Annotated in this window: 15 protein-coding genes and 1 pseudogene; 5 read left to right on the plus strand and 11 right to left on the minus strand. The window is 64.2% G+C overall.

Annotated features, from left to right (window positions below; translation table 11 throughout):
- The first annotated feature begins 19 nt into the window (after nt 1–19).
- On the plus strand, nt 20–2,032 hold the full coding sequence (locus tag ACODSN_RS15330) for a putative bifunctional diguanylate cyclase/phosphodiesterase (RefSeq protein WP_489056352.1): 2,013 nt from the start codon (nt 20–22) through the stop codon (nt 2,030–2,032).
- Here ACODSN_RS15330 and ACODSN_RS15335 read toward each other — a convergent pair.
- The 4 genes from ACODSN_RS15335 to ACODSN_RS15350 form a co-directional block, all read right to left on the minus strand.
- Nucleotides 2,029–2,424: an MAPEG family protein gene (locus ACODSN_RS15335; protein ID WP_489056353.1), complete on the minus strand. Its 396-nt coding sequence runs from the start codon at nt 2,422–2,424 to the stop codon at nt 2,029–2,031. The genes ACODSN_RS15330 and ACODSN_RS15335 overlap by 4 nt on opposite strands.
- 177 nt (nt 2,425–2,601) lie before the next feature.
- Nucleotides 2,602–3,018, minus strand: coding sequence for a hypothetical protein (locus ACODSN_RS15340; RefSeq protein WP_489056354.1), 417 nt, complete (start codon nt 3,016–3,018; stop codon nt 2,602–2,604).
- A 120-nt stretch (nt 3,019–3,138) separates the two neighbouring features.
- Nucleotides 3,139–6,603 (minus strand): transcription-repair coupling factor, encoded by a 3,465-nt coding sequence (mfd, locus tag ACODSN_RS15345; RefSeq protein WP_489056355.1) that lies wholly within the window; start codon nt 6,601–6,603, stop codon nt 3,139–3,141.
- A gap of 147 nt (nt 6,604–6,750) precedes the next feature.
- Complete coding sequence (locus ACODSN_RS15350) at nt 6,751–7,017, minus strand: FAD assembly factor SdhE (protein WP_489056356.1); 267 nt, start codon at nt 7,015–7,017, stop codon at nt 6,751–6,753.
- Nucleotides 7,018–7,103: 86 nt separating this feature from the next.
- Here ACODSN_RS15350 and recG point away from each other — a divergent pair, with 86 nt between their 5' ends.
- Together recG and ACODSN_RS15360 are read left to right on the plus strand one after the other, a co-directional pair.
- Nucleotides 7,104–9,167 (plus strand): ATP-dependent DNA helicase RecG, encoded by a 2,064-nt coding sequence (recG, locus tag ACODSN_RS15355; RefSeq protein ID WP_489056357.1) that lies wholly within the window; start codon nt 7,104–7,106, stop codon nt 9,165–9,167.
- Between the two features lie 62 nt (nt 9,168–9,229).
- On the plus strand, nt 9,230–10,321 hold the full coding sequence (locus ACODSN_RS15360; RefSeq protein WP_489056365.1) for a mechanosensitive ion channel family protein: 1,092 nt from the start codon (nt 9,230–9,232) through the stop codon (nt 10,319–10,321).
- On the opposite strand, the gene ACODSN_RS15365 is transcribed toward ACODSN_RS15360, so the two are convergent.
- A complete protein-coding gene (locus tag ACODSN_RS15365; protein ID WP_489056358.1) occupies nt 10,293–10,643 on the minus strand; it encodes a PilZ domain-containing protein in 351 nt (116 codons plus the stop codon). The genes ACODSN_RS15360 and ACODSN_RS15365 overlap by 29 nt on opposite strands.
- A gap of 73 nt (nt 10,644–10,716) precedes the next feature.
- Complete coding sequence (gene tyrS / locus ACODSN_RS15370; protein ID WP_489056359.1) at nt 10,717–11,937, minus strand: tyrosine--tRNA ligase; 1,221 nt, start codon at nt 11,935–11,937, stop codon at nt 10,717–10,719.
- A 140-nt stretch (nt 11,938–12,077) separates the two neighbouring features.
- On the opposite strand from tyrS, the gene ACODSN_RS15375 reads away from it, so the two are divergent.
- Nucleotides 12,078–13,163 (plus strand): anhydro-N-acetylmuramic acid kinase, encoded by a 1,086-nt coding sequence (locus ACODSN_RS15375; RefSeq protein WP_489056366.1) that lies wholly within the window; start codon nt 12,078–12,080, stop codon nt 13,161–13,163.
- 10 nt (nt 13,164–13,173) lie between these two features.
- On the opposite strand, the gene ACODSN_RS15380 is transcribed toward ACODSN_RS15375, so the two are convergent.
- Entirely contained in the window at nt 13,174–14,349 is a 1,176-nt protein-coding gene (locus ACODSN_RS15380) for a vWA domain-containing protein (RefSeq protein ID WP_489056367.1), read from the minus strand.
- Between the two features lie 154 nt (nt 14,350–14,503).
- On the opposite strand from ACODSN_RS15380, the gene ACODSN_RS15385 reads away from it, so the two are divergent.
- Nucleotides 14,504–15,856, plus strand: a complete 1,353-nt coding sequence (locus ACODSN_RS15385; protein WP_489056360.1) for a methyl-accepting chemotaxis protein — start codon at nt 14,504–14,506, stop codon at nt 15,854–15,856.
- Between the two features lie 14 nt (nt 15,857–15,870).
- Here the strand turns inward: ACODSN_RS15385 and ACODSN_RS15390 are convergent, their stop codons facing one another.
- From ACODSN_RS15390 to ACODSN_RS15405, 4 genes and pseudogenes are all read right to left on the minus strand, one after another.
- Nucleotides 15,871–16,041: a hypothetical protein gene (locus tag ACODSN_RS15390; protein WP_489056361.1), complete on the minus strand. Its 171-nt coding sequence runs from the start codon at nt 16,039–16,041 to the stop codon at nt 15,871–15,873.
- A gap of 120 nt (nt 16,042–16,161) precedes the next feature.
- A complete protein-coding gene (locus tag ACODSN_RS15395; protein ID WP_489056362.1) occupies nt 16,162–17,163 on the minus strand; it encodes a hypothetical protein in 1,002 nt (333 codons plus the stop codon).
- Nucleotides 17,164–17,293: 130 nt separating this feature from the next.
- The gene (locus tag ACODSN_RS15400; protein WP_489056363.1) at nt 17,294–18,139 is read right to left on the minus strand and encodes an AAA family ATPase; all 846 of its coding nucleotides are present in this window, start codon (nt 18,137–18,139) and stop codon (nt 17,294–17,296) included.
- Nucleotides 18,140–18,219: 80 nt separating this feature from the next.
- Nucleotides 18,220–18,675, minus strand: a pseudogene (locus ACODSN_RS15405) (DUF6975 family protein); the annotation flags it as partial.
- Nucleotides 18,676–18,730 lie beyond the last annotated feature (55 nt).

Raw genomic sequence — 18,730 nt, forward strand, 5'->3', positions numbered from 1 at the left:
GCGACGTGGGAGAAGGCAAGTGAGCGGCGATACCGCGTCGGACGTGCAGCGCAGCCTCTTCATCCTGTCGCCGGGCGACCGGGACGGACTGGTGCAGGCGACCCGCCGCGTAGGCTGGCGGGCGATCGGCGCTCGCCGCCCCGCCGACGCCGCGCAGCGCTATCTGCGCAGCGACGCCCAGGTCGCGCTGATCGACATGCGCGACGGCGGCAACGACGCGGACCTGATCGAGCCGTTGACGCCCGCCGTCGAAGCGGGCGGGGGCGCGCTGATCGCGCTGATCGAACAGCATGAGATTGCAAGGGTGCCCGCCCTGCTGGCGGCGGGCGCGACTCATTTTCTCGCCATGCCGCTGACGGACGGGCTGCTGCGGGCGACGCTCGCCTCGGCCCAGCGGCTGGTCGAGCGGCTCGGCGGCGGCGCGGCGCACAGCCAGCGTGCGCAACGCATTCGCCGGGGCGATGCGCTCCACTGGGCGCTCGACCGCAGCGGCATGGTGCGCCTCAGCGATAGTCTGGCGCGCCATCTCGGGCTGTCGGAAACGATCTCGACACCGGCGGCGCTGCTCCGCCTGCTGCCCCGCCCCGAACGGCGGGCTGTGATATTGGCGCTGCGCGGCATGACGCGGTCGGGCGGGCCGGGCGTATTCGCCCATGCCGCGCCCGAAAATCCGGGCGATCGCATGGTCCATCATCTGCGGGTGCAGGATGGCGTGGTCGCGGCCGATGTCGAATGGCTGTCGACGGAGCGTGATCGCGAGGATGCGTCCTCCCGCGACTATCTGACCGGGGTACGATCGCGCGCGGCGGCGCTCGACTGGCTTCAGGACCGGGCGGGGCTGCCCACCACGGTCCTGCTGCTGTCGATCAGCCAGTTCGACCGGATGAACGCCGCCTATGGCCAGGTGGTGGGCGACGCGCTGCTCGGCCGCATCGCGCGGCGGATCGAACGCATGGTCGATGATATCGCGCCGGGCGCCATGGTGGCGCGGATTGCCGGAACGGAATTTCTGGTCGGCCTGAGCGGAGAAGCCGGATCGACCGAGCGCGCGACTTTCCTCGCGCGCCAGTTGATCGCCACCATCGGCAGGCCGTTCAGCGCCGGCGATCACCTCATCCGCCTGACCGGGCGGTGCGGCATCGCCCAGTCGCGGGCGGAGGATGACGCCACCCGCCTGATCCGCCGCGCCGGAACGGCGCTGGCCGATGCGCGCCAGGGCGGGGGAGAGGGCATCCGCATCCTCTCCGCCGAAAAGCGCAGCAGGCAGGTCGATGCCGACGAGCTGGAAACCGACCTGCGCCTCGCGCTCGACCGGGGCGAAATCGGCATCGTGTTTCAACCGCAATATCCGATGGACAGCGAACGGATCAGCGGGGTGGAGGCGCTGGCGCGGTGGAACCATCCCAAATATGGTCCCTTAAGCGCCGGTGTGCTGTTCGCCACCGCCGAACGATCCGATTATATGCTGCCTTTGTCCGCGCATATTCAGGCGGAGGCTTTGCGGCAGGCGGCGGCCTGGCCCCCGGCCCTCGGCAAGCTGCGGCTGTCGATCAACCTGACCGCCGCCGACATCGCCCAGCCCAGCTTCATGCCGGATTTCCTCGCTCTGGTGGACAGGAGCGGATTTGCGCGATCGCGGCTGACCGTCGAGATTACCGAGAGCGGGCTGATCGAGGATGTCGCCGCCGCCGCCGCGCTGCTGACGGCGGTGCGGGCGCAGGGGCTGTCGGTGGCGATCGACGATTTCGGCACCGGCTATTCCAGCCTCGCCTACCTCAAAAGCCTGCCGCTCGATTATCTCAAGATCGACAGCGGGCTGGCGCAGGATATTGCCGGGACGGCCCGCGACCGCATCATCGTGCGCGGCGTCATCCACATGGCCAAGTCGCTCGGCCTGTCCGTCATCGCGGAGGGGGTCGAGACGGAACAGCAGCGCGAATTGCTCGCGAACGAAGGCTGCGATTTCTATCAGGGCTTCCTGCGGTCGGCCGGCATATCGTCGGCGGACCTGATCGAGCTGATGCTGGTCTAAACGCGCAGCAGCGGCCAAAGCGCCATGCCAAGGCCAACGAGGCTCACGAGCCAGACCAGCGTCCGCACCTTGGGCACGCCGAAGCCATAGAGCGGCAGATAGACGATCCGCGCGCCCAGCCAGATCCAGCCGCCCAGAGCCGTCCATTCGCTGGCTCGCCCGGCCACGACTACCCCGATCAGGGCGACGATGGCGATCGGCAAGGTTTCCAGGAAGTTGGACTGCGCGCGCACCAGCCGTCCGGCGACGAGCGAGAGCGGCGGCAGGTTTTCGTCGCGCGCGCCCATATTCCACCGCGAGCCATATTGCTTCGTCTTTGCCTGCCCGGCGGCGAATATGTGGATCAGGAGCAGGACGATGCTCCAGGCCAGAATAGTCATTTCCACGGGCATGGCTTCATCCTCCAGCCGCTAAAGTAACAAAGCCCGCCGTCCAGCGACAGAGCGATTTTCGCCGCTTCGACGCGTTGTCCGTCGCCCGTCGCCCGTCGCCCGTCGCCCGTCGCCCGTCGCCCGTCGCATGGTCATGGCCGACAACATGGAGCCGGCCACGCCACGCGGAGCGCCGGATCAGCCGGACGCGAGGTGACGGACCGCATCGAGTTCCGCAAGCAGCGGCGCACGATCGGCCTGCGCGACGGCGCGCAGATGCGCTTCGATCTCGTCACGTTGCGGCGCCAGGCCACGCGCCGCCGGATCGTTCCCGGGCACGCAGGCACCCGCCTCGCTGCCCGAAAATTGCCTGCCGGTCGCGATCGACCGGGCGAACGCCGGGCCATGGTCCAGCTTGCGATCGACCAGGATCGTCGCGGTCCACTGGCAACGCTGGCTGTCGGCGCGATTGGGGGTCCTTGCCCCCACCGTCCTGCTCACTATTTCGGCACGCGCGACATAGGTCACGCCGATCTGCCGGCCATGATACTCCATGCTGATACTGTGCGAAGCCGCCGCACCCGCTAAGCCGGCAAACATGATGGTCAAGCTCATGATGATTCTCCTGCCTCGACGCCGCGCTTGGCTGCCCGGTCGTCGCCACGGGATTTAGGGTCGCAATGTTGCTGCTCTTTTGCCCGCCGATGAGGAATGGCTCCGCTGCCGCGCGACGCGTCAGCCGGCCGCTTTCGCCAGCCCCTTCGACAATTGCAGCGCGCCGTTCAGCCGCGCCGCCGGATCGGCCCAGGCGCGATTGACGACCATCTTGCTGTCGGGCCGCAGCCGCGCCACGCCGTCCAGCCGCTGGATATAGGCGACCAGACCGGCGGGGTTGGGGAAGCGATCCTCGAAGAAGCTGACGAGCGCGCCCTTTTGCCCGACATCGATCTTGGCGATGTTGGCCTTCACGCAATTCTGCTTGATCTCGATGATCTTGAGCAGATTTTGCGTGGGAGCGGGCAGCTTGCCGAAACGATCGATCAGTTCGGCGGCAAAGGATTCGAGGCCCTGCCGGTCCTCGACATCGTTGAGGCGGCGATAAAGCCCCATGCGCAGGTCGAGATCGGGGACATAATCGTCCGGGATCATGATCGGCGCATCGACCCCGATCTGCGGCGAGAAGCTGTCGCGCGACCGCTCGATCCCCGCGCCACCCGCCTTGGCGTCCATGATCGCCTCTTCCAGCATCGACTGGTAGAGTTCGAACCCTACTTCCTTGATATGGCCCGACTGCTCGTCGCCGACCAGATTGCCCGCGCCGCGAATGTCGAGATCGTGGCTCGCCAGTTGGAAACCCGCCCCCAGCGTATCGAGGTCGGACAGCACCTTCAGCCGCTTTTCCGCGGTCTCGGTGATGATGCGGTCGGCAGGCGTGGTGAAATAGGCATAGGCGCGGGTCTTGGACCGGCCTACGCGCCCCCGCAGCTGATAGAGCTGCGCCAGTCCAAAACGGTCGGCACGGTGGATGATGAGCGTATTCGCGCTCGGAATGTCGAGACCGCTCTCGACGATCGTGGTCGACAGCAGCACGTCGTAACGCTTGTCGTAGAAGGCCGACATGCGCTCCTCCACCTCGGTCGCGCTCATCTGCCCATGCGCGACGACGGCGCGGATTTCCGGCACCTCGTTGCGCAGAAATTCCTCGATGTCCGGCAGGTCGGCGATGCGCGGCACGACGAAAAAGCTCTGCCCGCCGCGATAATGTTCGCGCAGCAGCGCCTCGCGGATCACCACCCCGTCCCACGGCATGATATAGGTGCGCACCGCGAGCCGGTCGACCGGCGGCGTCTGGATCACCGACAATTCGCGCAGGCCCGACATCGCCATCTGCAAGGTGCGCGGGATCGGCGTCGCCGTCAGCGTCAGCACATGCACATCGGTCTTGAGCGCCTTCAGCCGCTCCTTGTGGGTGACGCCGAACCGCTGCTCCTCATCGACGATGACGAGGCCGAGGCGCTTGAACTCGATCCCCTTGGTCAGCAGCGCATGGGTGCCGACGACGATGTCCACCGTACCATCGGCCAGCCCCGCCTTGACCGCCTTCGCCTCCTTGGCGGGGACGAGGCGGGATAGGCGGCCGATCTCGACCGGGAAGCCCCGGAACCGCTCCACAAACTGCATATGATGCTGCCGCGCGAGCAGGGTGGTGGGGCAGATCACCACCACCTGCATCCCTGCCATCGCCGCGACGAAAGCGGCGCGCAGCGCGACCTCGGTCTTGCCGAACCCCACATCGCCGCAGACCAGCCGGTCCATCGGCTTGCCCGCGCCCAGATCCTCGATCACGTCGCTGATCGCGCGATCCTGATCGTCGGTCTCCTGATAGGGGAAGCGATCGACGAAGCTCGGATAACCGGCGCTGTCCGGCTCGGCGACGCTCGCGGCGCGCAGCGCGCGGACCGCCGCCGTCTTGAGCAATTCACCCGCAATCTCGCGGATGCGCTCCTTCATCTTCGCCTTGCGCCGCTGCCACGCCTCGCCGCCCAGCCGGTCGAGGGTGACCCCGTCGCTGTCGGAGCCGTAGCGCGACAGCACCTCCAGATTTTCCACCGGCACGAACAGCTTGTCGCCACCGGCATAGCTCAGCGCCACGCAATCATGCGCGGTCTTGCTGACGGGAATCTGCGTCAGCCCCTCATAGCGGCCGATGCCATGGTCCATATGCACCACGAGATCGCCGGGGGTCAGCGTCGCCAGTTCGGCGAGGAAGGCGTCGGCGCTCTTCTTGCGTTTCGCCCGGCGCACCAGCCGGTCGCCCAGCATATCCTGCTCGGTCAGCACCGCGACATCGGGCGCGCTAAAGCCGTGATCGAGCGGCAGCACGGTCAGCACGACGCTGCCCCCCGCCGCTTGCCCGAGCGCATTCTGCCAGTCGTCCGCCGCCGCCAGCCGCTTGACGTCATGATCGGCGAGCAGGCCCGACAGCCGCTCGCGCGCGCCGACCGAATAGCTGGCGATCACCACCTTCTTCTTCGCCCGCCGCAACGAAGCGATATGCTTGCCCACCGCCTCGTAGATATTGGCGTTCTGCGCCCGCTCCGGCGCGAAGTCGCGCGGGCCGTCGACCGCGAAATCGAGTACGGTCGCGCTTTCGGGTTCGTGGAAGGGCGTGGCCTCATGCATCGGCAACGCCGCGACCGCCGCGCCCCATTCCGCCGCGTCGAGATAGAGGAGTTCGGGCTTCAACGGCCGGTACGCGCCGGGGTCGGATGATTTCGCCTGCACCCGGTTGGCATGATAATCGCGGATCGCCTCGAACCGCGCGTCAGCCGCGCCACTCACCCCATGGTCGCGGACGAACAGGGCGTCCTTGCCCAGATGTTCGGTCATCGGCGCCAGCTTTTCTTCGAACAGCGGCAGCCAATGTTCCATGCCCGCCAGCCGCCGCCCGTCGCTCACCGCCTGATAGAGCGGATCGGCAGTCGCGGTCGCGCCGAATAATTCGCGATAGCGGCCCCGGAACCGCTTGATCGTCTCCTCGTCCAGCAGCGCTTCGGACGCGGGCAGCAGGGTGAAGCTGTCGACATTGCCGGTCGTGCGCTGGTCGGTGGAATCGAACCGGCGCACGGTCTCGATCTCGTCGCCGAAGAAATCGAGCCGCAGCGGCTGCTCCTCGCCGCCCGGAAACAGATCGACGATGCCGCCGCGAATCGCGAACTCGCCGCGATCATGCACCGTGTCGGTGCGGACATAGCCATTGCCCTGCAACATCTCCGCCAGCCGGGGGATCGCGATCCGTTCCTTGGGCGCAAGCCGGGCGACCAGTTGCCGCACGCGAAAGGGCGTCAGCGTGCGCTGGGTCAGCGCATTGAGCGTGGTCAGCACCAGTTGCGCGCCCTTGGGCGCCGCCTGCAACGCATGAAGTCCCGCCAGCCGGGCCGACGCCGTGCGCAGTGAAGGGCTGGCGCGGTCGTAGGGCAGACAATCCCAGGCCGGGATCTCGATGATCTCGATCTCCGGCGCGAAATAATGCGCGGTGTCGGCCATGGCCCGCATCGATTGCTCGTCCGCCGCGACGAACACCGCGCGTGTTTTGGCGGCGCGGGCGATGTCGGCCAGCAGCCACGGCTGAAACCCGGCGGGAACGCCCGAAAGGGTGAGCGGCGCGGTGGCCTTCAGGATTTTCTGGAGATCGGTCATAGGATGTCGTCATTCCCGCGAAGGCGGGAATCCACGTTCCCATTGTGCATGTCGGTGGTCGCGCCGTCGGCCAGTGGTCCGATTCTGACATTTGCAGACCATCTCAACCGCCGGGGGATGCAGTTGTCAAAATCGATCCACTAGCTGCTAATTTTCGATTTTGACGAAATCCAGCTTGAGGAATGTGTCCATCATCGGCCCCTTATACGCGTCCGGCACCGGCAACGTTCCCAAAGCCCATCCCATGATGTCGGCGTCCTGCTCCTCGATCAGCCGTTCGAACCAGGCGGTTTCCTCGGCCGACCATTCGGCATGATAGCGTTCGAAAAAGCCCCCGACCGTATAGTCGGATTCGCGGGTGCCCCGATGCCAGGCGCGGAATCTCAGGCGGCGGACATGGGTATCGTCGTTCATGATGTGTTCCTTCGCCGGGCAGGCAGAATTCCCCAGCCGGAGGTTTGTGCCCTCGTCCCGGCTAGGCTAGAGCGAGCCAGATAGCCATGCGACCCGATATTCTCAATCCGCTGTTTGCCGAAATTTCGGTGCTCAAGGGCGTTGGCCCGGCTTTGGCGCGGCCGCTGGAGCGGCTGGGCCTTGGCCGGGCGGTCGATGTCGCCTTTCATCTGCCCGTAAGCTGGGTCGATCGTATACTGACCGACCGGCTCGACATGGGCGATGCGGGCCGGGTGATCGGCATCCCTTTGACGCCGGTGGATTATCGCGCCGGGGGCGGGGGACGCGCGCCGTTCCGCGTCGATGCGGTGGACGGGCATGGGAATCATGCGACGCTCGTCTATTTCGGCAAGAACAGCGCCTGGCCGCGCAAATTGCTGCCGCTGGGCGAACCCAAATTCATCTCGGGCAAGCTCGAAAGCTATGGCGACGCGCTTCAGATCGTCCATCCCGATTATGTCCTGCCGCCCGAGGAAGCGGCGACGATCCCCGCGCGCGAGCCGGTCTATCGCCTGTCCGAAGGGCTGACCAACAACCGGATGCGCGATCTGGCGGCGCAGGCGCTGGCGCGCGCGCCCGACCTGCCCGAATGGATCGAACCCAGCCTGATCGCGCGCAAGGACTGGCCGGGATGGCGCGAGGCACTCGCGCGCGTCCATGCCGATCCCGCCGACGCGGTCGCGCGCGAACGGCTCGCCTATGACGAGATTTTCGCGGGCCAACTGGCGCTGATGCTGGTCCGGCAGGCGGGACGGCGGCGGCGCGGCGTGCCGATCGCGGGCGACGGTCGCTTGCGGACCATGCTGAAACTGCCCTTCGCGCCTACGGGCGCGCAACGCCGCGCCATGGCGGAGATTGATGGCGACATGGCGCAGGGCACGCCGATGCTGCGGCTGCTGCAAGGCGATGTGGGTTCGGGCAAGACGCTGGTGGCGTTGATGGCGCTGCTGAACGCGGTCGAGGCGGGGATGCAGGGGGCGTTGCTCGCGCCCACCGAAATCCTCGCGCGCCAGCATTATGAAACGCTGCGGAAAATAGCGTCCGGCCTGCCGCTCGAAATCGCGATCCTCACGGGCCGCGAAAAGGGCAAGGTTCGCGAAGCGACGCTCATGGGGCTGGCCGATGGCAGTATCGACATTCTCGTCGGCACCCATGCGATCTTTCAGGACGCGGTCAACTATCGTAATCTGGGGCTGGCCGTGATCGACGAGCAGCATCGCTTCGGCGTCGCCCAGCGCATGTTGCTCGCGTCGAAGGCGGAGCGCGCGCCGCATCTGCTGGTGATGACGGCGACGCCCATCCCGCGCACGCTGACGCTGACCTATTATGGCGAAATGGACGTGTCGCGGCTGGACGAAATGCCGCCCGGCCGCCAGCCGATCCAGACCCTCGTCATGGCCGCCAGCCGGCTCGATGAAGTCACCGACGCGCTCGCCCGCCATGTCGAGGGCGGTGGTCAGGCCTATTGGGTCTGCCCGCTGGTCGAGGAAAGCGAAACCAGCGATCAGGCCGCCGCCGAAGCCCGCGCGGAAGGACTCCGCCAGCGCTTCGGCGGGGCCGTCGGTCTCGTCCATGGCCGCATGAAAGGCGTCGAAAAAGACGCCGCGATGGAGGCTTTTGCGACAAATAGGACGAAAATTCTCGTCGCAACCACCGTTATCGAGGTCGGCGTCGACGTCCCCAACGCCTCGCTCATCATCATCGAGGGCGCGGACCGCTTCGGTCTAGCCCAGCTCCACCAGCTCCGGGGCCGGGTCGGCCGTGGCGAAAAGCCATCGGTTTGCCTCCTGCTTCGCGGAAATGCGCTAGGCGAAACCTCCCGCGCCCGCCTCGCCCTCATGCGCGAAAGCAACGACGGCTTCCGCATCGCCGAGGAAGATCTGAAACTCCGCGGCGCCGGCGAAATGCTAGGCACGCGGCAATCCGGCGACGCGCAGCTGAAGCTGGCGACGCCCGAACATCTCGCCACCCTGCTGGATGTCGCGCGCGACGACGCGCGCTTGCTGGTGGACCGCGACGGCGGGCTGGACGGCCCACGCGGACAGGCGGCACGCACCGGTCTGTATCTGTTCGAACGCGACGCCGCAGTGGGCCTTTTGCGCGGCGGATAGAGCGAGGTTCTGCTTCACTTGCGAAACAAAGCGGGCAGAGGGGGCGTTGCCACCCCATGCAGATGCCGGACATCATGATATCGCCAGTCGCCCCGACGGCGATCCTGACCGCCGCCCTGTCTGTGTTGATCGCTTTCCTCGTCCATTGGGGTTTATACTGGCTGGCGATGCGCATATTGGGGCGAGCGCATGTCGATCCGGTGCTGTTGCCCGCCATCTTTCAACCGACGCGATGGCTTGTTGTGTTGCTGTCGTTTGCGGCCGTGCTTCAGCCGCTGGAACTCGGGCCGAGAGCCGGGGCATTTTGGTCAATCGGTTCGAAAATGGCCTTCGCGCTGCTTTCCGGCTGGCTGGCGTTGCGCGTGTTGCGCAGTGGCCGCCTGATGCTCGAACGGCGGTCCGACATTCATGCGGACGATAATCTCAAGGCGCGCAGACGGCATACCCGGATCCGCATCCTCTACCGCATTGTGCAGTGCATCGTGGGTGTACTTGTCGTCGCGCTCATGCTGATCGCCATTCCGGGCGTGCGGACGATCGGCGTCACCCTGATGGCTTCGGCGGGGCTGGTGGGACTAGCGGTCGGCGCAGCGGCCCAGCCGGCGCTCAAAAATCTGATAGCCGGCATCCAGATGGCGTTTTCGGAGCCGATCCGGCTGGACGATGTCGTGATCGTGGAAGGCGAATGGGGGCGGATCGAGGATATCACGCTCACCTATGTCGTGGTGAGGATCTGGGACGATCGCCGCATGGTCGTGCCGATATCCTATTTTCTTGAAAAGCCATTCCAGAACTGGACGACCAAGACGTCAGACCTGCTCGGCACGATATTCCTCCATGTTGATCCGGCGACCGACGTGGAGCGGGTGCGGGCGAAATTCGTCGAAACGACGCGGGCGAACGGACGGTGGGACGGACGCGTCGCCATTTTGCAAGTGACCGATCACCGCGCGGACGCGCTGGAACTGCGCGGCCTGCTGAGCGCCCGCAATGCGTCAGTCGCGTTCGATTTGCGATGCGAGGTGAGGGAGGCGATGCTGGCGTTTCTGCGCACCGACATGCCCGAAGCACTGGTGCGGCAGCGTCAGCAGATTGAACAGGGCGGTCCCTTTACCTTGCGTCCCGTTACCATGCGGCACGGCGCGGCGGAATGAGCGACAGCATCCGCGCATAGACACGTGCTTCGATGGCACCCAAAAATTCAACGCCGATCCGGCCGCCTTCCGTCCAGCGTATTTCGCCCGGCATATCGCGCATCATTGGCAGCCATATCTTGACCCGCTCGCCCACGAACAGTCTGGCGTCGGTCCGGCACATAAGCCCCAGTGGCGATATGTTGATGATCTGGACGCCATGCGTATGCCCGCTGGCCGAAATATGGCTGACCAGATCTACAAGGTCTCGCTTGGCGCGGCGTTGTTCAAGCGATGGATCGCGCGATTGACTGACATGCGCCAGATTGGAAAAAACCGACATGACTTCAATCTGCTAGGAGAAAGTACACAGTCTCCTACCCGACAGAGTGAATCCGCCATTAGCGTTCTTTCCGTCAGGAAATAATCAACCCATGTCGCTTCGCTCCGAAGCTGACCTTGTCCCCGGCCTTCAGCACCAGCGCCGGATCGCTCACGACTTCGCCGTTCACGCGAATCGCGCCCTCCGCCAGCTTGCGCCGCGCTTCCTTGTTGGATGCGGCAAAGCCGAGCGCGGTGTTGGCCTGCACGATGGTCAGCCCCTCCGCGCCGAGGCTGGCGGTTGGCAGGTTGGCCCCGGATGCGCCTTCCTCGAATGTCTTGCGCGCCGTTTCGGCCGCTGCCGCCGCTGCGCTCTCCCCACGGCAAAGCGCCGTAGCCTCGTTGGCGAGGATTTTCTTTGCCTCATTGATCTCCGCACCTTCGAGCGCCGCGAGCCGCCGCACCTCGTCCATCGGCAGGTCGGTGAACAGCCGCAGCCGGTCGAAAACATCAGCATCGGCGGTGTTGCGCCAGAATTGCCAATAATCGTAGCTCGAAAGCTGGTCCTCGTTGAGCCAGACCGCTCCGCCGACGCTCTTGCCCATCTTGGAACCGTCGGCATTGGTCAAAAGCGGCGTGGTCAGCCCGAAAACCTGGGTCCCGTCCACCCGGCGCGCCAGTTCGACGCCGTTGACGATATTCCCCCACTGGTCGGACCCGCCCATCTGGAGCCGGCATTCCGACCGGCGCGACAATTCCAGAAAATCATAGGCCTGGAGGATCATATAGTTGAATTCGAGGAAGCTGAGCGATTGTTCGCGATCGAGGCGCGTCTTGACCGAATCGAAACTCAGCATCCGGTTGACCGAGAAATGCTGCCCGATATCGCGCAGGAACGGGATATATTCGAGCGCGTCGAGCCATTCGGCATTATCGAGCATGATCGCGTCCGACGGCCCGTCGCCGAACGTCAGGAAGCGTTCGAACACGCGCTTGATGCTCGCGACATTCTGGGCGATCAGATCGGTGGTCAGCAGCTTGCGCGCTTCGTCCTTGAAGCTCGGATCGCCGATCTTGCCGGTGCCGCCGCCCATCAGGACGATCGGCTTGTGCCCCGCCTTCTGCAATTGCCGCAGCATCATGATCGACACCAGATGGCCGACATGGAGGGAGGGTGCGGTCGGATCGAACCCGATATAGCCGGGCACGATCTGCTTTGCGGCCAGCGCATCCAGCGCTTCGGCATCGGTCAACTGGTGGATGTAGCCGCGCGTATCGAGCAGGCGCAGAAGGTCGGATGAATAGCTGGTCGTCATAGGGGCGGGCCTTTAGCATCGCAGCGGCGGCCGGGAAAGGTGCAGCGCCACTTGTCGATGCGTCGCGCATGATTAAGGAGGGGGACTTGGCCCTCAACGATCGGCCGGACCCCGTCGAAGGATGAAGCGCTATGCCACCCATGCTTGCAATCGGCCTGATGTCCGGGACGTCGCGCGACGGGATCGATGCGGCGCTGATCGAGACCGATGGCGAGAAGGTGGTACGGCCTGTCGCCTTCCATGCGATGCCCTATCATGACGGTTTTCGGACGCGGCTGGCTGAGGCGTGCCAGCGGGCGATAGCAATGGATGCGCCGGGCTTCGAGCCGCTGCTGCATGCGGTCGAGGAGGAATTGACCGAACTGCATGTCGAGGCGGTGGCCGATCTGCTGGGCCGCAGCGGCCATGTGGCGGAAGATGTCGGCGTGATCGGCTTTCATGGCCACACCGTCGCGCATCGGCCCGAACGTGGCTGGACCTGGCAGATCGGCGACGGGAAAGCGCTCGCGGGAGCGTTCGGCATCGCCGTGGTGGGCGATCTGCGATCCGCCGATGTGCGGGCGGGCGGGCAGGGTGCCCCCTTGCTGCCCGTCTATCACCGGGCATTGGCGCATGATCTGCCGTTGCCGGTGGCCATCTTGAATCTAGGCGGGGTCGCCAACATCACGGTAATCGGACCGGGTGACGCCATCATTGCCTTCGACACCGGCATGGCGAGCGGCCTGATCGACAACTGGATGCAAATGCATGGCGATGCGGCCTATGACGCCCACGGGGCGACTGCAGCGCGGGGCCGGGTCGATGAGGATAGGCTGGCGGCGATGCTGGCCGACCCATGGTTCGCCATGCCGCCGCCCAAGAGCATCGATCGCGAGGCGTTCACGATCGACGCCGTTCGCGGTCTCGATCTGGCGGACGGCGCGGCGACGCTGACGGCTTTCTCGGCGGCAGCGGTCGCGCGGGGCCTGGATCATCTGGCCGATCGCCTTTTGCATATCTATGCGGCGGGCGGCGGGCGTCACAATGCGACGTTAATGGCGGCCCTCGCCGAGCGGACGCGCGCGGACGTTCGGTCGGTGGACGAACTGGGCTGGGATGGCGACGCGCTGGAGGCGCAGGGCTTTGCCTATATGGCGGTGCGGTCGCTCAAGGGCCTGCCGATCAGCTTTCCGGGCACCACCGGCGCACCGATACCGATGACCGGCGGGGTCCGCTTCGATCCGTGACGAGCGCCAATCAGCGCTTGCGGGTCAGTTCGCGCATCGCATCGTCTATGCCTTCGATCGTCAGCGGATACATGCGGGCGTTCATGATCTGCGTCATCATCTTCGTGGACTGGCTGTAGGCCCAATAGTCCCGGTTCGCCGGGTTGAGCCACACCGCCGCAGGGTAGGTGCGCGTGATCCGCTCCATCCATACCGCGCCAGCTTCCTCGTTCATATGTTCGACCGAACCGCCGGGATGGGCGATCTCATAGGGACTCATCGCCGCGTCGCCGACGAAGATCACCTTATAGTCATGGCCATATTTGTGGAGAATATCCCAGGTCGGAATGCGCTCGTCGAAGCGGCGGCGATTGTCCTTCCACACGCCTTCGTAAAGGCAATTATGGAAATAGAAAAATTCCATATTTTTGAATTCGGCGGTCGCGGCCGAAAATAATTCCTCACACAAGGTGATGAACGGGTCCATCGATCCGCCCACATCAAGAAACAGCAACAGCTTGACGGCATTGTGCCGCTCCGGCCGCATATGGATGTCGAGCCAGCCCTGCCGCGCGGTGCCATAAATCGTCGCGTCCAGATCCAGTTCGTCCGCTGCGCCCTCCCGCGCGAACCGGCGCAGGCGGCGCAACGCCACCTTGATGTTGCGCGTACCCAGTTGCCGGTCATTGTCGAGATTCTGAAATTCGCGCTTTTCCCAGACCTTGATCGCCCGCTTGTTCTTGCTTGCGCCGCCGATGCGGACGCCCTCGGGATTATAGCCGCCATTACCGAAGGGCGAGGTTCCGCCGGTGCCGATCCACTTGCTGCCACCCTCATGCCGGCCCTTCTGTTCCTGCAGGCGCTTTTTGAGCGTTTCCATGATCTCGTCCCAGGACCCCAGCGACTTAATCTTTTCCATCTCCTCGGGCGTCAGGAATTTTTCGGCGACAAGGCGCAACCACTCTTCGGGCAGTTCCGCTTCGAGATTGGCGTCACTCAGAACGCCCCTGAATACCCTGGCAAAGACCTGATCGAACCGATCTATCAGCCCCTCATCCTTCACATAGATGGCTCGCGCGAGATAGTAGAAGTCCTCCGGCCGCTGTCCGATGACGTCGCGATCGAGCGCTTCGAGCAGCAGCAGATGCTCCTTTATACCAGCCGGAATGCCGGCTGCGCGAAGCGCGTCGAGGAAATTGAACAGCATCGCAGCCTTGTCCGACACCAATCGGGCCGATGCAAGGGGCGGACCGAAACCGTTGGCGGAATGTTAATTGTTGCATTGCATGGTTAATGGCGCACTATTCAGCCGATGTGACACTAGCGGGGCACCCTTGGAAAATCAGGCTTTATCGATCGACATGGGTGAACGGTCTGGTGACATCGCATTGCAATGCAGCGAAACCGCCGGCTTCCTGGGCGACCTTAATCTGCGCATTCAGGGTGATTCGGCACGCCTTTCCGAATTGCAGGCGAATATGGAAACGCTCGCCGTCAGCCAGAACGAAAGCGTTGCGGCGGCACAGGAACTCAGCCTTACAGCCCGGCGCGCGGCAAAGATGATTGCCGAGGGGCATGAGGACATCATGCTTTCGTTGGGCGAAGTGACGAGCCTTGTCGAACATGTCACGGGTCTGGAAGGGCATTTGCGTCAGTTCCTGACCGTAATCGAAGCTGTTGGCGATATCTCCGACGAGCTGGGCGCGATCGCCCGTCAGACGCGGCTGCTTGGCGTCAACGCGGCGATCGAGGCTGCGCGGGGCGGGGAAGCGACGCAGGGTTTCGCCGTCGTCGCGGATGAAATCAGACGCCTTGCCGGGCAGGCGGGTGAGTCTGCTGCGTCAGTCGGCGACAAATTGGGCCAGCTGGATCGCGACGCGCACCGTTTGATTGGCGGTGTGGAGGCCAATATCGGCCGTGGTCGTGACGTTGGCACCCATATCGACCGGCTGCGCAAGACCATGGCGGAAATCGCTTCGCTTGTGACGCAATTCGGCGAACGATCCGACGCGATCGTGATCTGCACGGACGAGGCGGATGGCGATGTCACGGCGTTGAGAAACGGTCTGACCCTCTTCAGCAGATCCGCCAGCGAAAGCGCGAGCCGGGTCGATGCCGCCCGCGAGCAGCTTGAGGGGCTGGAGGGCATGGCGAACGACATGTTGAACATCGCCGCACATGGCGGGCAGACCACCCGCAATAGCCTTTATATAACCCTGGCGCAGGAGGGCGCGCGCGAAGCGTCGACCATAATCGAACAGGCGTTGGCACAGGGGGAACTGGACATCACTGCGTTGTTCGACACCCACTATCACGCTGTTCCTGGGTCGGCTCCGGTGCAATTTGAAAACGGCTTCACCCCATTTGCCGATGCGATGCTGCGGCCTGTGCTGGATCGGCGCACCTTGCAGGATGAATCGATCGTCGGTTGCTGCCTTGTAGACATGAACGGGTATCTGCCCACGCACATCAGCAAGCGAAGTCAGCCGCAGCGGCCGGGCCAGCATGACTGGAATATGGAAAATGCGCGCAACCGCCAGATTTTCATGGACAGCCAGACCCGCCGGGCGCTGGACGGGGAGGGCGATTTTTTCCTGTATACATACCGGCAGGATTTGGGCGCGGGGCGCTATCGGGCGCTGCGCAGCGTTTTCATTCCGCTCGTTTTCGGTGGCCAGCGTTGGGGATTATATGAGCTTGGCTATCTAATCTGAGGGCCTATCGGAAGTCAGCTTTCAGGCACGGGCTTGCGCGGAACGGGGTAGGGAATCCTGTCCAGTTTCGCCATCAGTTCCGCGAATGCCCCGTCACGATGCTTGTCACCCTGTCTCGGGTTGTTGCGCGGTTCCTGCGCGGTGGGGCGGCGCGAAATGCGCCATTTCGTCAATTTTTTCCACATGTCATTCTCCGACCTGACCGGCCGAAGGCTATCAAATGGCCTTCCCGGTCATTCAGAAAATACGCGGGGGTCGCAGCGATGTTCCGATCAACCGCGCAAGGGGTATGTGGCTCAGCGGGTTTATCGCGCGCCGGTTCGGATGGTCATTTCTCCATTGGCGGCATAGTCGGCGATTTTTCCGGCACGCGCGGTCTGCGGGTCTTTTCCTTCAATTATCGCCGCTATCTGCTGAGCGGTCGGCACCTGTGGATAAACGCCATAAAGGTCGGTTTGCCCGACCGAGTGGATCGATAATTGATAGCCAGTACGGTCCTTCGTTGGATCGAAGGCGAGGACGGTCCCCGCATCATCCATGGGGACAATCATCGTCCCGTGAGACAGGTTCGCCTGTTGGAGCATCTCATAGCTCCCATCCGCCGTGTCGATCCTGCCGCTGACACATATCGGATCGCGTCCATCGCGCGAAAGACCAGCTTCGACCGGCGCTATCGGGCGGTTGTCGGTGGCGTCACGCGGCCCGCAGGCCGTCAATTGGACGGGCGCAACACTATGTAGTGCGCTGGCGTCATCGAACTGCATCGCGCCGAGCATGCCGTCCAGTCCGGCAAGAACCGCCTTGCGTTGCGCACTCGGCCCGGTCACGCGCAACTTGACCAGCCAGCGACCGGCATGAACGAACGCAGCCGCCGTCGTCAGCGCTCCTTCGTCCGCGTCATCATAAACGGCGCGGATGGCGGCGCCGGAATGCCCGCCGGCAGCGGTGCTGGCATAGGCCGTGCGGTGGGTTTTCGATCCGAACCGGGTCATGATCGCCTTGTCGGTCATGTAAGCGGCTATGGAGGCGTCGGCATAGCTCGGCATGTAGATGTAGAGTGTTGCCTGGATCGTCCCGTCTTCGGACAGATATTGGGCATAATTATCGATGCCCTTCCCGCCGTTGGAAACCTCCCCACTTTTGGAGAGGGAGAGGCCGCCGACGCTTTGCGGCATAATGATGCCCGCCGAAGCGGCGCGCAGGGCCGTGAGGGTAGAGGTCCATGCTTCCACCTCGCCCGCGTGCGCAACCCCGGTCGCCGATAGCATCAGCGCCGCGGATAAAAGGGACTTCAGGCGTTTCGACAAGCCGGCATCCTTCCCATGATTCAGACCGTCTTGACGCGGCCTTGAATATATTGGGACAGGTTACGGAGAATCCCCGGCTTCGCAAGCGCCTAATGCACGCGTGGGGCCGGAGTATCGCATGGGCCGTGGTTCAACGCCCCTGCCGACGCGCCATGAAAGCAAGGCGCTCGAACATCATGATGTCCTGCTCATTCTTGAGCAGCGCCCCGTGGAGCGGCGGGATGGCTTTGGTCGGATCGCTGTTCTGAAGCACGTCGAGGGGCATATCCTCGTTCAGCAGCAGTTTGAGCCAGTCGAGCAATTCGCTGGTCGACGGCTTCTTCTTCAGGCCCGGCACGTCGCGGATTTCATAGAAAATATCCATAGCCTTGCCGACCAGGATTTTCTGGATGCCGGGGAAATGGACGTCGACGATGGCCTGCATCGTCTCGCGATCGGGAAATTTGATATAGTGGAAGAAGCAGCGGCGCAAAAAGGCGTCGGGCAGTTCCTTTTCATTGTTCGATGTGATGATGACCACGGGCCGCTCAGCCGCCGCGATCGTCTCGCCGGTCTCGTATACATGGAACGCCATACGATCGAGTTCCTGAAGGAGATCGTTGGGAAATTCGATATCCGCCTTGTCGATTTCGTCGATCAGCAGGACGGGAAGGGTCGGCGAGGTAAACGCCTCCCACAGCTTGCCACGGCGGATATAATTGGAAATTTCATGCACGCGCGGATCGCCCAATTGCCCGTCACGCAGGCGGGCGACCGCGTCATATTCATACAGCCCCTGATGCGCCTTGGTCGTGGACTTGACGTTCCATTCGATCAGCGGCGCGCCCAGCGCGCTGGCAATTTCCTGCGCCAGCACAGTCTTGCCGGTGCCCGGCTCACCCTTGACCAGCAGGGGACGGCGCAGCAGCACCGCGGCGTTGACCGCCACCTTCAGATCGTCGGTGGCGACATAGTCCTGCGTGCCTTCAAAGCGCATATCTAATTCACAAAGCTCCATGGGTAGCGTCGGCGCGCACATCAGCACGCTTTGGCCCCGCCATCAAGCGCGTGAGGATGTCAGGGGTGACGCAGCCGGACCTCGGCACGTGCCTGGAGCAGATCCCATAGCCCACGATGCTGGTTCAGCAATTGCCGGGCGCCGAACTGGATCGCCCGGTCGATCCCGTCATCACCGCCGATGGCGTGGACAACCTTCAATGTGGAGTCCTTGTCCGGCAGGCGGCACGGCAACGGCTCGACCCCGACGCGAATCGCCGTCACATCGAGCAGGCGGCGCACCGCGCGCCAGTCGAGGACGAGGGCCGTGGCCGCCCCCATGGCGCAGCCACGCCGGTCCGATTGAGCGAGCATGTCGAGCGCATGACGCTGTTGGCTGACGACCGTCTCGCAGTCGCTCTGGCCGGCCGTGCTCGGCGCCGGGCCGACCGCGACCGTAACCTGGGTCAGATAGGCGCGCTCCCCCGCGAAGGCGTCGGCGGCCTGGATCAGCCATTCGCGTGCGGCATTATCCGCCTGTAGCGCGACGATTACGGTGTCCGGTCGGCGTCAATTTTGATGGCCGATAGGT

The sequence above is a fragment of the Sphingobium sp. FG11 genome, assembly GCF_057809915.1.

Excerpts from the sequence above, each read along its gene's own strand:
- ACODSN_RS15335 (WP_489056353.1), bottom strand. The coding sequence starts at position 2,424 with ATGCCCGTGGAAATGACTATTCTGGCCTGGAGCATCGTCCTGCTCCTG.
- recG (WP_489056357.1), top strand. The coding sequence starts at position 7,104 with ATGCGACCCGATATTCTCAATCCGCTGTTTGCCGAAATTTCGGTGCTC.
- ACODSN_RS15385 (WP_489056360.1), top strand. The coding sequence starts at position 14,504 with ATGGGTGAACGGTCTGGTGACATCGCATTGCAATGCAGCGAAACCGCC.
- tyrS (WP_489056359.1), bottom strand. The coding sequence starts at position 11,937 with ATGACGACCAGCTATTCATCCGACCTTCTGCGCCTGCTCGATACGCGC.
- ACODSN_RS15390 (WP_489056361.1), bottom strand. The coding sequence starts at position 16,041 with ATGTGGAAAAAATTGACGAAATGGCGCATTTCGCGCCGCCCCACCGCG.
- ACODSN_RS15340 (WP_489056354.1), bottom strand. The coding sequence starts at position 3,018 with ATGAGCTTGACCATCATGTTTGCCGGCTTAGCGGGTGCGGCGGCTTCG.
- ACODSN_RS15360 (WP_489056365.1), top strand. The coding sequence starts at position 9,230 with ATGCCGGACATCATGATATCGCCAGTCGCCCCGACGGCGATCCTGACC.
- mfd (WP_489056355.1), bottom strand. The coding sequence starts at position 6,603 with ATGACCGATCTCCAGAAAATCCTGAAGGCCACCGCGCCGCTCACCCTT.
- ACODSN_RS15350 (WP_489056356.1), bottom strand. The coding sequence starts at position 7,017 with ATGAACGACGATACCCATGTCCGCCGCCTGAGATTCCGCGCCTGGCAT.
- ACODSN_RS15380 (WP_489056367.1), bottom strand. The coding sequence starts at position 14,349 with ATGCTGTTCAATTTCCTCGACGCGCTTCGCGCAGCCGGCATTCCGGCT.
- ACODSN_RS15365 (WP_489056358.1), bottom strand. The coding sequence starts at position 10,643 with ATGTCGGTTTTTTCCAATCTGGCGCATGTCAGTCAATCGCGCGATCCA.
- ACODSN_RS15400 (WP_489056363.1), bottom strand. The coding sequence starts at position 18,139 with ATGCGCTTTGAAGGCACGCAGGACTATGTCGCCACCGACGATCTGAAG.
- ACODSN_RS15375 (WP_489056366.1), top strand. The coding sequence starts at position 12,078 with ATGCTTGCAATCGGCCTGATGTCCGGGACGTCGCGCGACGGGATCGAT.